8 protein-coding genes are annotated in these 12,886 nt (G+C 71.8%); 6 read left to right on the forward strand and 2 right to left on the reverse strand.

Annotated elements, in window-relative coordinates; genetic code table 11:
• Positions 1-10: 10 nt before the first annotated feature.
• From KXC43_RS42875 to KXC43_RS42900, 6 genes are read left to right on the forward strand one after another with little or no spacing between them, the layout of a single operon-like run.
• Positions 11-1,192 (forward strand): hypothetical protein, encoded by a 1,182-nt coding sequence (locus KXC43_RS42875; protein WP_221382021.1) that lies wholly within the window; start codon positions 11-13, stop codon positions 1,190-1,192.
• The gene (locus KXC43_RS42880; RefSeq protein ID WP_221382022.1) at positions 1,189-2,574 is read left to right on the forward strand and encodes a helix-hairpin-helix domain-containing protein; all 1,386 of its coding nucleotides are present in this window, start codon (positions 1,189-1,191) and stop codon (positions 2,572-2,574) included. The genes KXC43_RS42875 and KXC43_RS42880 overlap by 4 nt, the downstream gene beginning before the upstream one ends.
• Positions 2,571-3,596, forward strand: a complete 1,026-nt coding sequence (locus tag KXC43_RS42885) for a hypothetical protein (RefSeq protein ID WP_221382023.1) — start codon at positions 2,571-2,573, stop codon at positions 3,594-3,596. Before KXC43_RS42880 ends, KXC43_RS42885 begins: the two co-directional genes overlap by 4 nt.
• Positions 3,593-4,699 (forward strand): hypothetical protein, encoded by a 1,107-nt coding sequence (locus KXC43_RS42890; RefSeq protein WP_221382024.1) that lies wholly within the window; start codon positions 3,593-3,595, stop codon positions 4,697-4,699. The genes KXC43_RS42885 and KXC43_RS42890 overlap by 4 nt, the downstream gene beginning before the upstream one ends.
• Entirely contained in the window at positions 4,699-6,483 is a 1,785-nt protein-coding gene (locus KXC43_RS42895) for a serine/threonine-protein kinase (protein ID WP_221382025.1), read from the forward strand. Before KXC43_RS42890 ends, KXC43_RS42895 begins: the two co-directional genes overlap by 1 nt.
• Positions 6,480-8,654, forward strand: a complete 2,175-nt coding sequence (locus KXC43_RS42900; protein WP_221382026.1) for an AAA family ATPase — start codon at positions 6,480-6,482, stop codon at positions 8,652-8,654. The genes KXC43_RS42895 and KXC43_RS42900 overlap by 4 nt, the downstream gene beginning before the upstream one ends.
• A 10-nt stretch (positions 8,655-8,664) precedes the next feature.
• Here KXC43_RS42900 and KXC43_RS42905 read toward each other — a convergent pair whose 3' ends face one another.
• Entirely contained in the window at positions 8,665-9,222 is a 558-nt protein-coding gene (locus KXC43_RS42905) for a hypothetical protein (protein WP_221382027.1), read from the reverse strand.
• 13 nt (positions 9,223-9,235) lie between these two features.
• Positions 9,236-12,766: a hypothetical protein gene (locus KXC43_RS42910; protein WP_221382028.1), complete on the reverse strand. Its 3,531-nt coding sequence runs from the start codon at positions 12,764-12,766 to the stop codon at positions 9,236-9,238.
• Between the last annotated feature and the right edge of the window lie 120 nt (positions 12,767-12,886).

The following is a 12,886-nucleotide window of genomic DNA, read 5'->3' on the forward strand; positions in this document are numbered from 1 at the left end:
GAGGAAGCTGATGCGCCGAGCCACCGGCAGCGCCGCCACCTGGGCGGCCGCTTTTCCGACATCCCGGCTGCGGTGGTTCACCGGCCGGTTCCTGACCGCCCACGACCTCACCGCCGAGCAGGACTACCACGTGGGACGGCGGCGGATCCACCACCGGCTGCTGCACGGCTGGGGCGTCGTCTGCGGGTTCGAGGTCCGCCCGGACGGCCGGCCCGGCTGCGGCGATGTCGTCACGGTCTCCCCCGGCATCGCCCTGGACTGCCAGGGACGCGAGGTCGTCCGGTCCACGCCGGACAGCGTGCGCTGGGAAGCCACCCCGGAGCTGACCAGCGAGCAGGATCGGGTGGCGATCCTCTGCGTCCGCTACCACGAGTGCCTGGCCGACCCGCTCCCGGCGATCACCGGCGACTGCGCAGGGGCCGCCCCCGACGAGCCCGGCCGGGTGGTCGAGGGCGCCGCGTTCGAGCTGCACGTGCCGACCGGCGACCCGGACGATCCGTGGTCCGCGCTGCTGCACCCAAAGGCGGCGCCGGCCGACCACCGCTGCGGCGGCCCGGACTGCGTCGATCCGAACTGCCTCGAACCGGCATGCGACCTCGGCGACTGCGTGCCGATCGCGCTGCTCAGCCGCGGCCCGGACGGCACGGTGCGGGTGGACGTGGACGCCGACGGCGTGCCGCGCACGGTCCGCCGCGCGCTGCCGCCCCCGGCCGGCTACCTTACCCGCGTCGTCGGCACGAACTGGACGCACGGCGCCGACCGGCCGGTCTCCGACCTTGTCGCAGACGGCGGCGAACTGCGCATCCAGTTCGACCGCCCGCTGGCCGAGGGCGACGACACCGCGAGGGGGATCAACCCGTTCACGTTCGTCGTGGAGGTGGAGGACTCGACCGGCAACCGGGCCCGGGTCCCGTACGACTCCGACCACCCGCCCCGCCTGGACGACGAGGGCCGGGTCGCGGTGTTCACCATCGACCCGGACACGCTGCGGGTGTCGCGCCGCCGCGACGGCCAGCCCGGCATCGTCGGCGACGCCATCTTCGTGACCCTGTACGGCGATCTCGTCCACGACTGCCACGGCCGGCCGGTCGACGCCGACTTCTTCGGCTCGTTCCCCTCCGGCGACGGTGTCCGCGGCGGCGTCTTCCGCAGCTGGTTCCTCGTGACGGGCGCCAAGGAGGGATACAAGTGAACGTCGACCTGGAACGCCTGGAGCGCCCGCGGTTCAGCCGCGGGATGGTGCTGTCCGACAACGATCTGACCGCGCTCGTCGAGTGGACCCGCGGGCGGCTCGGCCTGCAGCGCTATCACGACGGCTGGGGTGTGGCGTGCGGCCTGGACGTGCGATGCGTCCCGGGCCGTCCCGGCACCGTTAAGATCCTTTCCGGGTACGGGGTGAGTCCGGCCGGCGCCGACCTGGTGGTGACCGCCCCGATCGAGACCGACCTGTCCCGCTGCGCCGAGCCGTGCCACGGCGATCTGCCGTCCCCTCCTCAGCCCTGCGGCGATGTCGTCGTCGATCTCTACCTCGACGCCGCCGAGTCCGACGCCGTGCCGGAGCTGCTGAAGAGCTGCGGGTGCGACGACGACCACGTCACGACCACCCGCGTCTGCGAGGGGGTCGCGGTGCGGTCCCGCGTGGTGCCGTGGGCCCCGGACATGCCCGACCCGCTGTTCGAGGCGGCCAAGGCGTGGCAGCTGAAATACCACGAGTGCCACGACGTGGTGCGCCGCTTCGTCGACGAGGGTGTCGCCTCGAGCGGCTCGTCCGGCATCGTCCACTGGCTGAGCCGGGAGGCCGGCGACGCGCCCTGCGACTGGCTGCCCCGGCTGAGGACCACGAACGAGCCGGACGCCGTGCAGGCTTTGCTGGATCTGGTCGTGTTCCGGCGGCACCGGCTCCTGCGTACGGGCTGTGAGGAGTGCACGACCGGCGAGGGCGTGCGGCTGGCCCGGATCTGGCTGCGGCGGTCCGACGACGCCGACGGCCGTCCGGGGTGCGCGGTCACGCTGATCGACGCGTACCCGCCGTACCGCCGGGAACTGGGGCCGACGCCGCCGCACCCGGTCGCACCGGGTCAAGTCGGCCTCACCTCGTACGTCTGGCAGCGCTGGGATCAGGTCCGGGCCCGCTGGCACGGCCTCACGGGGCAGGTGGACGCGACGATCTTCGACCCGGGGGAAACGGCCTCGGCACTGCTGACGCTTCTCGACGCCTCCGACCTGATCGCCTGGGAGCCGTCCGCCGATCCGCCGACGCCGATACTGGTGGCGACGCCATGCCTGGGAATCCGGGTGCTCGGATTCCACTCCGCGCCCCGGAAGGTCTTCGAGCCGTCGGCGGAGTCTCCGCCTTCACCCGAGCCTCCGCCTTCACCCGCTACCGAGCCGGGTCTGGAGGAAATTCGGGGCGTCGGGCCCAAGACGGCGGCCGCCCTGCGCGGGGTCGGCATCTCCACCCCGCGGGCGGTCGTGACGGCCTCCATCGAGCGCCTGAGCCCGCTGATGCCGCCGGCCACCGACCCGGCCGAGGTCCAGGAGGATGCTCAGCGGCTTCTCGGACGGCCGTCGTGAGCGAACGCGCCGACTTCCGGGAGGGCCGGCGGGTCCGGGTGGCCGACCTCAACCGCGAGTCGGCCGACCGGACCGCCGACCTGGACACCCACGTACGTCTGGCCCACCCCGGCCCGGGCATGTCCGGGGCCGGGATCGTCGCGCCGGACGGCACGACGTCGGCCGTGCTAGTGCCCGACGATCCCGGCCGCTCGGTGCGGCTCTCCACGCCGGGGGCGGTCGACGCCGTCGTACTCACCCCGGCCGGGCACCGGATGGCCGGCCCGCTCACGAGCACCGCGCCGGTCCAGGTCACCGGGGTGCTGCGGCTGACCCAGGCCGGGCCGCCGGCCGAGCGGGCCACGCCGTGGACGATCCGGCCGGTGGAGATCCGCGACGACGACAACCGCCTAATTGCCCGCGAGCTGCGCGTCGAGCTCGAGGCCCCGCCGGGCGCGTCGCTGTCGGCCAACCGGGTCGCGGTCCGGTTCGGCGACGCGTCGGTCCTGGAGGTCGACGCCGGAGGGGACGTCACGGTCGCCGGGGATCTCCACGTCGCCGGCACCGCCTCGGAGGGCCCGATCCCGGCCGACCCGACCGATCCCCGGTTCGCGGCCGCGATCACCGACACCGTCGCCGAACGCATCCTGGCCGTCGCCGACGGATCCGGAACCGGCGGGCTGGGCCTGACCGCCGAGGCCTCGGAGCTGTCCGACGCGGCGGCGACCCGGATCAACGCGCACGTCCATCCGGACCGTCAGATCAACCACTGGGGCGCGGCGATCGACGCCCGCCGCGGCGTCCAGCAGCAGCGGCTGTTCGTGCACCTCGGGCGGATGACCCCACCCGACAACACCGCGTTCCTGTCGGAGTACGCGGTGGTATGGGAGCCGCCGCTGGCGCCCGAGGAGCAGGCCGCCGTCACGGTCGCGGTGGTCGCGTTCGACTTCCGGGGCGAGCTGATGGCGCAACAGGTCACCGTGGCGGTCGTCGGCCCCCCGCCGCCCGAGGAGGAACCCCCACCCGAGGAGGAGCCGCTATGAGCCGCAGCGTGTTCGAGGACGGCCGGATCCTGCGAACCTCGGACTTCGTCGCCGACCAGGTCCAGCACCTGGCCGCGCACCGGACGCACAACCGCACCGCGCACTCGTGGGGGATCGTACGGGGGCTGGAGATCCTCGACTCCGACGGTGAGCAGGTGGTCCAGGACGGCCACGCGATCGACGGGTACGGGCGCGACGTCGTGCTCGACGTCCGCCGCACGCTCGACGTGCGCACGTTCCTGCTGCGCGGGATCGAGGCGATCGACGTCTGGCTGGTGTACGCGCAGGTCCCGTTGGCGTCCGGCGGCGACGGTCTCGACCGGATCCGGGACACGGCCGCGATCGAGCTGAGGCCCGCCTCCGACGCCGACCCGCGAACCCCGCCCGACGACGCCGCCGACAGCGGGCCCCTGCCACCGGACGACCCGGCCCGCCGCTGGCCGATCCTGCTCGGCCGGATCATCCTCGACCTGTTCAACCCGGACAAGCCGCCCGAGATCCGGATGGCCGGCCGCCCGTACGCCGGCCTCGTCGGGGCCAAGGTCACCGCCCCGACCGGCGACACCTGGCTCGACCTGGGCGCGACGACTGCGGGCACGCTGCGGATCGGTGTCCCCGGGCCGGACACCCAGGTCGAGGTGGACGCGGCCGGCGTCCACCTCGGACTTCCGCTGACCGTCAAGGGGGGTCTCGTGCTCCAGGGCGGGTCGGTCGCCGTCGTGCCCGAGGAATCGGATGCCACCCCGACGTCGGCGTCGGCATTGGCGGGCCCGGCCGCGCCGGTGACGCCGGAATGGTCGATCGGTCACGCCGCCGACGGGGTCGTCCACGAGCTGCGGGTGGCGCTGCCTCCGGGCGAGGCGGGCGTGTCCAACCGGCTGGTCGTCGGGGCCTGGCGCGACGGCGAGTTCACCCCCAGCCTGGTCGTCGATGAGCACGGCACGATGGTGATCGCCGGGAACCTGATCGTCCGGGGTCACCTCGAGGCCGCGTCGGTCCAGCAGGCCGAGCTCAGCGACCAGGCCAAGGCGTTCCTGGCCGGGATCCAGCCGAACAGCCTGCTCTCCCTGTTCGCCGCGCCGACGTTCAGTCCGATCAACTGATGGAGGCCACCGTCGGCGAGCTGAACCTGACCGCCCGCGTGGTCGGGGCCGAGCGGTCGCCGCGCGCCGAGGTGGCCGGGGTCCTCACCGGGGAACCCGCGCGGGATCGGATGCTGGCCGCGCTCGCGCCGTCGTTCGGCGGGGCCGAGGTGATCGTGGTGCGCGCGGTCTCCTGCCGTACGGTGATCGGCCTGGGCCGGCCCGGCGCGGCCGATGTCCTGCCCCGCGCGATCGCGTCGGCGGTGGCCACGATGCTGCGCGACCACCCGTTCGACGACGACTGGGTGGTCCGGTTCCGCGACCGTCCGGCGTATGTCGCCGCCTTCCTACGGGACGCCCTCGCCGGGCACGACAACCGCTGGTACTACGAGCCGTTCCGCCGCTACTGCCGCCCGGACTGGACGATCGACACGGCCACCCTGCTGGCCGATCACCACGCCGACCGTTGGCGTGTGCTGGCCGCCCTGCCCGGCCCGGCCGGCCTGGACGCGGTGCTGGCCCGCCTCGGCGACGACTTGCCCGCCCTGATCGGTGACGCCGCCCGCCCGGTCGCCGACCGCTGGCTGCCCCTGGTCCGGACGGCCGCGGCGATCGTCTCGGTCCCGCTCGAGCCACCCGAGCGGGAGCGGCTGGCGGCGGTCCTGGCGGCCGCGGAACCGCCACCGGACTGGCGGGACCGTCGCAGCCTCGGCCACGCGGTCGGCGCCGCGGTGCGGGCCCTGCTGCGCGACACCGATCCGGTGCCAGTGGTCCAGGACCACGACTGGTTCGACCACGACGCCTTCACGGCCGCGGTCCACGGCCGCGCTGTCCCCACCGCCGGTCCACCCACGGCGGCGACCCCGCGCGTCCAGCGACTGCGAGCCGACCTGACCACCGCCGCCGCCGACCCCGCTTTGCGTCTGAACTCGGCCGGGCCGGACGTCGCGGCCGACGTGGCGCGGGTGATGGCCACCCTGGTCCGGCACGCGCCCCGTTGGGCCGGGGACGAGCTGGCCGTCGACTACGTGGCGCACCTCCTGCGTCAGCCGGCAAAAACCACCGATTCCCTCGTACGATCCCTGCGCCGGACGGCCACGACGGCTCCCACGGCCCTCGACGAGCCCGTGCCCTCGGCCACCGCGGCCGGACTGCTGGTCCTGCGCGGACTGCTCGGCCTCGGCCTGACCACGTCGCTGCTTGCCCCGGTCGGCGGGGAGCCGTTGCTCTCCGCGGTGCTCCGGCGCTGGACCGGAAGCGGCCGCGGCGACGACCCGCTTCTCGACCTGATCGCCGAGACTGCGGGCACCGGCCGGCAACCCTTCGAGACGCCGGAGCTCCCGTACGCACCGCCGTGCCGTCACGTCACCGTGCCCCACCAGGCCGATGGGTTCGCCACCGTCACGGTCGACCGTACGGGCCGGGTGCTGCCGTTCGCCGTGCCCGGCGCCGCGGCGGCCGACGACCCGGACCTGACCGCCGCCGTGGCCAACGCGCTGGCCGCCCTGGGTGGACCGGCCACCTCCGACCCGGACGGGCTCGGCGTCGACCTGCTCGCGGTGACGGCCCTGCAGGCGTGGGCGCGCTGGCTACCCGGGTTCGCCGCCGCCTCCGTCCCGTTCCTGCTGGCCACGATGGTGCGGCGGCCCGCCGCCGTACGGATCACCGGCGGCAACGTGGACGTGCGTCTGCCGGCCCGGCCGCACGACATCGTGCTGCGGCTGGCCGGATACCTCGACCCGCTCGACACGTACACCGTGCTGGGCGGGCGGACGATCCGGTTCGTAGTGGAGGACGACGGATGAGCGACGAACCGTACGCCACCAGCGCCGAACATCTGGCCGACGAGCTGCGCCGGGTCGAGCTGCTGGTGCGGGCCCAGGTCGAACGCTGGCGCACCGCCCTGGCCGATCTGCGGCCGGCCACCGGCTGGGGCACCGGCATCCTGGACGACGAGGAGCTGGTGAACTATCTGGCGCACTCGTTCACCGAGCCGATGGACGACGACAGCCCGCCCGAGGCCCACGCCCACATGCTGGCGGGCACCGCGATCGCCGCGCAGATCATGATCCGTCGCCCGGCCGACGGCGTCGAGCTGCGCGTGGACCATTTGCACAAGGCGTTCGACCTCAACCGTACGGACCTGGACGTGATCTTGATCTGCCTGCTCGCCGAGTTGGACGCCCGCTACCGGCGGGTGCTGGCGTACCTGGCCGACGAGGAGTGGCGCAAGGTCCCGCCGGTCGGCGTGCTGGCCGAGATCCTGCGCCCCGGGGCCGGCGGGCTGGCGGCGTTCCGGGCCCGGTTCGCGCCGGGGAGCCCGCTGATCCGGCACCGGCTGGTCGCCCTGGGCGAGCCCGCCGAGGGTGGCCTGTCGACCCGGGCGGTGCTGCTGGACGGCCGGATCGCCGCCTACCTGGGCGGCCAGGACCACCTCGACTCCCGCCTGGCCCCGCTGGTGACAGTCGTTCTCCCCAGCCCTTCCACCCCGCCTTCCACTCCGGCCTCACCTACCCCTCCGGCCCCGCCTTTTCCTCAGGCCGGTGACGACGCGTCGGGGCGCGTCGCCATGCTGGTCGAGGTCCTCGGGCGGCATCCCGTCGGCGCGACGGTGGCGCTGCTCGGACCGCCCGGCAGCGGCCGCGGTTTCCTGGCCCGGGCTGTGGCCACCGAGCTGGACGTTCCGCTGCTGCGGGTGGACCTGCGCGCGCAGCCGCCCGATCGCCAACTGGCCCGCGACGTCTATCGGGAGGCCCGGCTGCGCGGCGCCGCCGTGCTGTGGCGGGGCGGCGAGGCCGTGGCCGGCACGTCCGCCGACGACGACCGCCTGTGGGCCGACCTGCTGGCGCGCGCCGCCACCCACACCGCGCCCACTTTTGTCGACCACGCCCAGCCGTGGGACCCGCCGCCGCGGCACGAGGACGCGGGACCGTACCTGCGGATGTCCTGCCCCGCGCCGGATCTGACCGCACGTGAGGCGCACTGGGCCCACCACCTGGACGGCCTCACCTCGGCCGATCCCGCCCAGCTCGCCGCCACCTATCTGCTCGGGCCGGCCCAGATCGCCCAGGCCGTACGGGTCGCGCGCGATCAGGCCGCCCCAGCCGACTCGACCGCGGACGACCTGCGGGAAGCCTGCCGCCGCCTGTCGTCGCGCCGCCTGATGAGCATCGCCAAACCCAGCGGCGCCCCGACCGGCATGACCCTGGCCGAAATCGTCCTGCCCGACGACAAGAAACGGGAGCTGTTCGCGCTGCGCGACCGCATCCGGAACCGGCCCCGGGTGGACCGCCTCCTGGGCCCGGGCGCGAAAGGCACGCGGGGCCTGGTCGCGATGTTCTGCGGTTCCTCCGGCACGGGCAAGACCCTCGCCGCCGGCCTCATCGCCCGCGACTTGGGCCGCGACCTGCTGCGGGTGGACCTGTCCCAAATGGTCAGCAAGTGGGTCGGCGAGACCGAGAAAAACCTGGACCGGGTGTTGGCCGAAGCGCAGGACTCCCCCGCCATCCTGTTCTTCGACGAGGCCGAGGCGGTCTTCGGCAAACGCGGCACGGTGTCGGAGGCCCGGGACCGGTACGCCATGCAGGAGACCAGTTTCCTGCTCCAGCGCATCGAGGAGTACGAGGGCGTGGTCATCCTGGCCACCAACCTGCGCCAGAACCTGGACGAGGCCTTCAGCCGCCGCATCACCACGGTGATCGACTTTCCGTCGGCCGACGAGGACTGCCGCCGCCGCTTGTGGGGTCTGGCGCTGAGCCGCGTCCCCCACGACTTGACCCCGGCCGAAATCGCCACCGCGGCCGAAAGCTATCGCCTGTCCGCCGCCGCCATCTGCGAGGTCGTCGTGACGGCGTCGTTCGTCGCCCTGGCCCGCGACCCCGCCACCACCCACCTGACCACGGAGGACGTAGACGAGGCCGTACGAACCGAACTCCAGCGCCAGGGCCTCCCAGCCGCCCCGGGCCTAAGGCCGTAACAGCACACGTTCAGAACTTGTCAGGCAGCGCCAGCCTCGCCATGTTCTCGCCCACGAGCGTGCGCTGCCATCCCTCAACGGCCCGCCACTCGACCAGCCACAGCAGATACTCAACTGGCCCGATCCCACTCGGCAGCGGAGTGGTCGCGCCGTCCTCGCGCAACACCATCGAGCCGACCTCACCACACGTGTCAAGCAGGCACACCGCGCCCGTCATGTCCTCCGTCGCGATGTCAAACTGCCGGCGCTCGGTCAACAGCTCGGCCACCGGGATCTCATGCTCCTCGTCCCAGCGGTAAAGGCCGAACAGCGAGACGACGCCCGCATATCCGGACAGCAGATCCGGCCCGTCGGGGTGGTAACGCCAGTGCAGGTCGAAGCCGCCGGTCACGCCATAGATCTCGGACACGAAACCGGGTGATCGGTAGGACTCCAGGCCGGGCTGCCGGTGAAGCCAGTCGTCCCAGTCGGCGAAGTCGTCGTCGTCCCAAACCGGGTGTTCGGAAAAGGTCACGTCGAAGCGCTTGTCGCGGTCCATCCGGCCGATCACGTCGCGGAGACCGGTCATGGCGCTCGCCAGGTCATTCGTCGTCGGCATCGCTCTTCTCCCCGATGGTGATCTTCTTGGCCAGGAGAAGGCTGACGATCGACGCTATGCCTTCGTCCAACTTTCCCTCGGTCGGACGCTTGCGGCCCATGTAGACGGCAGTCATCCGATTGACGAAGTCGTCCAGGCCGGCGAAGTCACCGCCGTCGTCGTGTTCGTCCTCGACGGCCATCGCAAACCGCTGGGGCACGTGGCGGTCAAGCAAACCTTGACGCCGCAGATCATTGAGGTCCGGCCTCGCCGTGGCTGCCAGCGGCGGCGGCTTGATGTTGTCCAGACTGAAGCCGGACAGCGGGTCGGCCCTCCTCCACTTCTTGCCCTGGTAGCGCATCGTTCCGCGTTCGATCTCGATCCGGCGAGGGAAATTCTCGACAATGTCGCCTTTGTGAAACTCCACCCGTGCCGAGTAATAGAGCACTTCCTCCTGGGCGATCCTTTCCTTGCTGTCCGACTCGATCTCCTGCTCCATCTCTGCGTTGTGCTTCTTGCGGAGCGGCACAGTGTTGAACGGATCTCCGGGGCCGTGCAGCTTCTCGCTGACGAGGTGACCGGCGACCCAGTAACCCACGCCCCAAACTCCGCGCTTCTTGTTCACCATCATCCGGTCGATCGACACGACGTGGTCCCAGCCGAGCATCCGACCGCGCGGTGCACTGCCTTTCTTACCCTCGTCAGACAACGGCTCGGCGGTGACCTTGGACGCTTTGGCCCCCGACGTGGGCTTGATCTCCGTCTCCGGAAGCTCAATCACACGCAGCGCGATCTGAATGGTCTGTAGCTCCGGCCACAGCGCCTCCTCCCAGCTCTCCGCCTCGTCGTCCTTGGCCTTGAGCTCGGACTTATCTCCCTCCGCCTTCTTGGCCGCGGCCATGGCGGCGCTCGCCGCGGCCAGCGTTACGGCGAGCTTGGTGTCGGCGCTGCCGATGGCGGTCTCGGCGCGCTTCCTGCGCTCGCCCTCCTCGCCCTTGTCCTTGAGTTTCGCGGCCGAGACCCGGTATTCGTCGAGTTTCTGGCGTACCGGACCCTTGTGATCGCTGGCCATCATGATCTCGGGCTTGTCGCCGACCACCTCGATCCACAGTTGGTGGTGTTCGCCCTCGGCCGACCAGCGGACGGTCTCGCCGATCGTCCCGTCGTACTTCTCGCCCTTCGGATCCTTCTTCTTCCGCAGTCCGAGCGATTCGAGCAGCGCCTTGCCCTTCTCGATCAGCCACACCACGGCCTTCTCGACCATGCCGAGCACCCATTCCCGCATGCTCTTGACCTTCTCGGCGACGATCTTGGGTAGGTCGCGGAACCGGGTGTAGTCGGCGATGAACGCGATCACCGGCCGGACCATCCCGGCCAGGGCCTTCTCGACGGCCGCGGCGAAGCCGGTGGTGTTGCCGGCCAGCAGATCCACCACGCCGTCGACCACGGTCTCGATCAGGCTGAAGATCGAGGCGGCGTTCTCGAAGATCCAGCGCAGCACTTTATAGATGGCCTCGATCGCCTGCAGGATGGCGCCGGCCGGATTGAACAGCAGCAGGATCCGCGCGGCGATCTGACTGACGATGGCGCCGGTCATGAACTCCACGGCGCTGCGTATCACCTCGTCCACGATGTTCTTCGGGTCGAGCTTCTCCTTGATCATTTCGACGATGCCATCCGGGCCCTTGTCGATGAAAGTGGACAGCATCGACCAGACCTTCTCGGCCAGGGCGACGTTTTTCGCGCCGACGTGCTTGACCAGGATCTTGCGAATGTTGGCCCAGGTGATGCCCATCAGCTGCAGGAAGAACGTGGCCACGCTGCGCAGCGTCACCTCGGTCGGGATCGCGATGTCCTTCACGTTGCCGAGCAGCCATTGCACGAAGCCGCGCAGCAGATGGCCACCCAGGTGGTCGAAGAACGCGCCGAACCCGTCGGCCAGACCCTTCAACAGGTTGCCGGCGAAGCCCAGCGGGTCGTCGGCGATCTGGCCGGCGACCTTCTTGATCTTCGCGACGACCGCCCAGAACGACGCCGGCGGGATGCCGACCAGTTCCAGCAGCCCGTCGATGATGAACTTGATCGGGTCGTCGAGGAACCGCGTGACCGCGCCGATGATGCGGTCCAGCAGGCTGGACGCCTTGCGACGGGCCTCGGCGATCTCGGCCCGGGCCTCGTCGACGGCCTCGGTCGAGCTGCGCTTCAGATCCTTGACGAACGCGGTTCGGGTCGCCTCGACGTCCTCGTGCAGCCGGTCCAGCTGACCGTCGAACGCGGCCCGCTGCCCGGCCGCCCACTCCTGCAGCGACGCCGGCAGCTCGTCGAAGATCGTCTTGATGTCAGTCCGCGCGGTCTCGATGATCGTGTTGCAGGCCGCGATGATCGTGTTGACCTCGCTCGACAGATCCTCGAGCTGCCGTACGACGCCGTCGGCGAACTTGGTCTCGGCGGTTGTGTAGTCCCGTTCCACCCAGCCCGGCAGTCCGGTGAGGAAGTCGCCGACACCCACGAAGAAGCCACCGACGCCGCTGTGCCGTTTGCTGATCCGGTCGCTGACCACCTTCAGGTCGCTCTTGAAGGCCGTCGAGAGCAGGACCTTGGCGGCGTCCCACTTGGCCATCGCCGTGCTCGGCAGGTCCTTCAGTTGCGGCATGACCTTCGTACGGGCGTCTTTGAAGATTTGGTTGGCACGCTCGGACGCCGCCGCGCGCATCGACTCCTCGGAGCCGACCATGCCGCGCTGCCGAGTCGTGGCGCCGGTCGCCGTGCCGACCCGGGACGTCTCCAGCGCGGTCACCGCCTGCACCTGCAGCGCGGCCATGTCCGCCTCGGCCTTGGCCAGCGATTCGCGCTGCTGGGCCAGGATGCGGGCCGGACCGTCCGCCGCCAACTGGTCGAACTCGCCCTGGGCGGCGCGGGCCTCGGCGACCGGCCCGGTCTGCACGAGCGAGGCCGGCTCGGTGGTCATGCCGGCCGACTTGATCCGCTCGGCGGTGGCGGTCGCGTCCTCGGTCAGCGACACATTCTTGGCCGGTACGGCATCCGGCACGGCCGCCGTGGCCTCGATCGGCGCGGTCGCGACGACGGCGGGCTGCGGCGGCAGCTCCGTGCCCGGCGGCGGCGCGGCCGGCTGCGCCGTCTGCTCCATCGCCTCGTAGCTGCCCTCGACGCGGCTCGTCTCGCCCTGGATGCTCTCGTTGAGCGCGCTCCCGGCCTCCTTCGCCGCCTCCTCCGGTTTGGCCTCGACCAGCGCGTCCTCGTCGGGCGGCCGCTTGGACCGGATGACCTCCCGGATCCGCTTCCCCAGCGCGACGATCTCGGGGCTGGGCGGTTCCCGCACCGCGCCGATCAACTGCTGCTGCGCCTTGGCGACCCCCTCGGCGGGCGGCGGCACGACGGCCTCCCGGGCGTCGCCGACCTGCGCGGCCGCGGGCGGCAACGCACCGTGCGCCCGCGCGGTCCCGGAGGCACGCTTGATGACCGCCTGCGTACGGCGAACCGCCGCCGGCGACGGCCCGGCGGGCGGCTCCGGCATGAGCAGCCCGGCACGTTTCGGCCCGGACGCCGAGGGCCTCTCCCCCTCCGCAGCAGCAGGCCCGGCCATACCCACGCCGGCGTCTCCCCGGCCACCGCGGGCCGGCTTACCGTCTGATCC

This window comes from Paractinoplanes polyasparticus (assembly GCF_019710575.1).
GTDB lineage: Bacteria > Actinomycetota > Actinomycetes > Mycobacteriales > Micromonosporaceae > Actinoplanes > Actinoplanes polyasparticus.

Bases quoted from the DNA above. Each gene is read 5' to 3' on its own strand.
- KXC43_RS42895 (WP_221382025.1), top strand. From the start codon at position 4,699: ATGGAGGCCACCGTCGGCGAGCTGAACCTGACCGCCCGCGTGGTCGGG.
- KXC43_RS42875 (WP_221382021.1), top strand. From the start codon at position 11: ATGCGCCGAGCCACCGGCAGCGCCGCCACCTGGGCGGCCGCTTTTCCG.
- KXC43_RS42905 (WP_221382027.1), bottom strand. From the start codon at position 9,222: ATGACCGGTCTCCGCGACGTGATCGGCCGGATGGACCGCGACAAGCGC.
- KXC43_RS42910 (WP_221382028.1), bottom strand. From the start codon at position 12,766: ATGCCGGAGCCGCCCGCCGGGCCGTCGCCGGCGGCGGTTCGCCGTACG.
- KXC43_RS42890 (WP_221382024.1), top strand. From the start codon at position 3,593: ATGAGCCGCAGCGTGTTCGAGGACGGCCGGATCCTGCGAACCTCGGAC.
- KXC43_RS42900 (WP_221382026.1), top strand. From the start codon at position 6,480: ATGAGCGACGAACCGTACGCCACCAGCGCCGAACATCTGGCCGACGAG.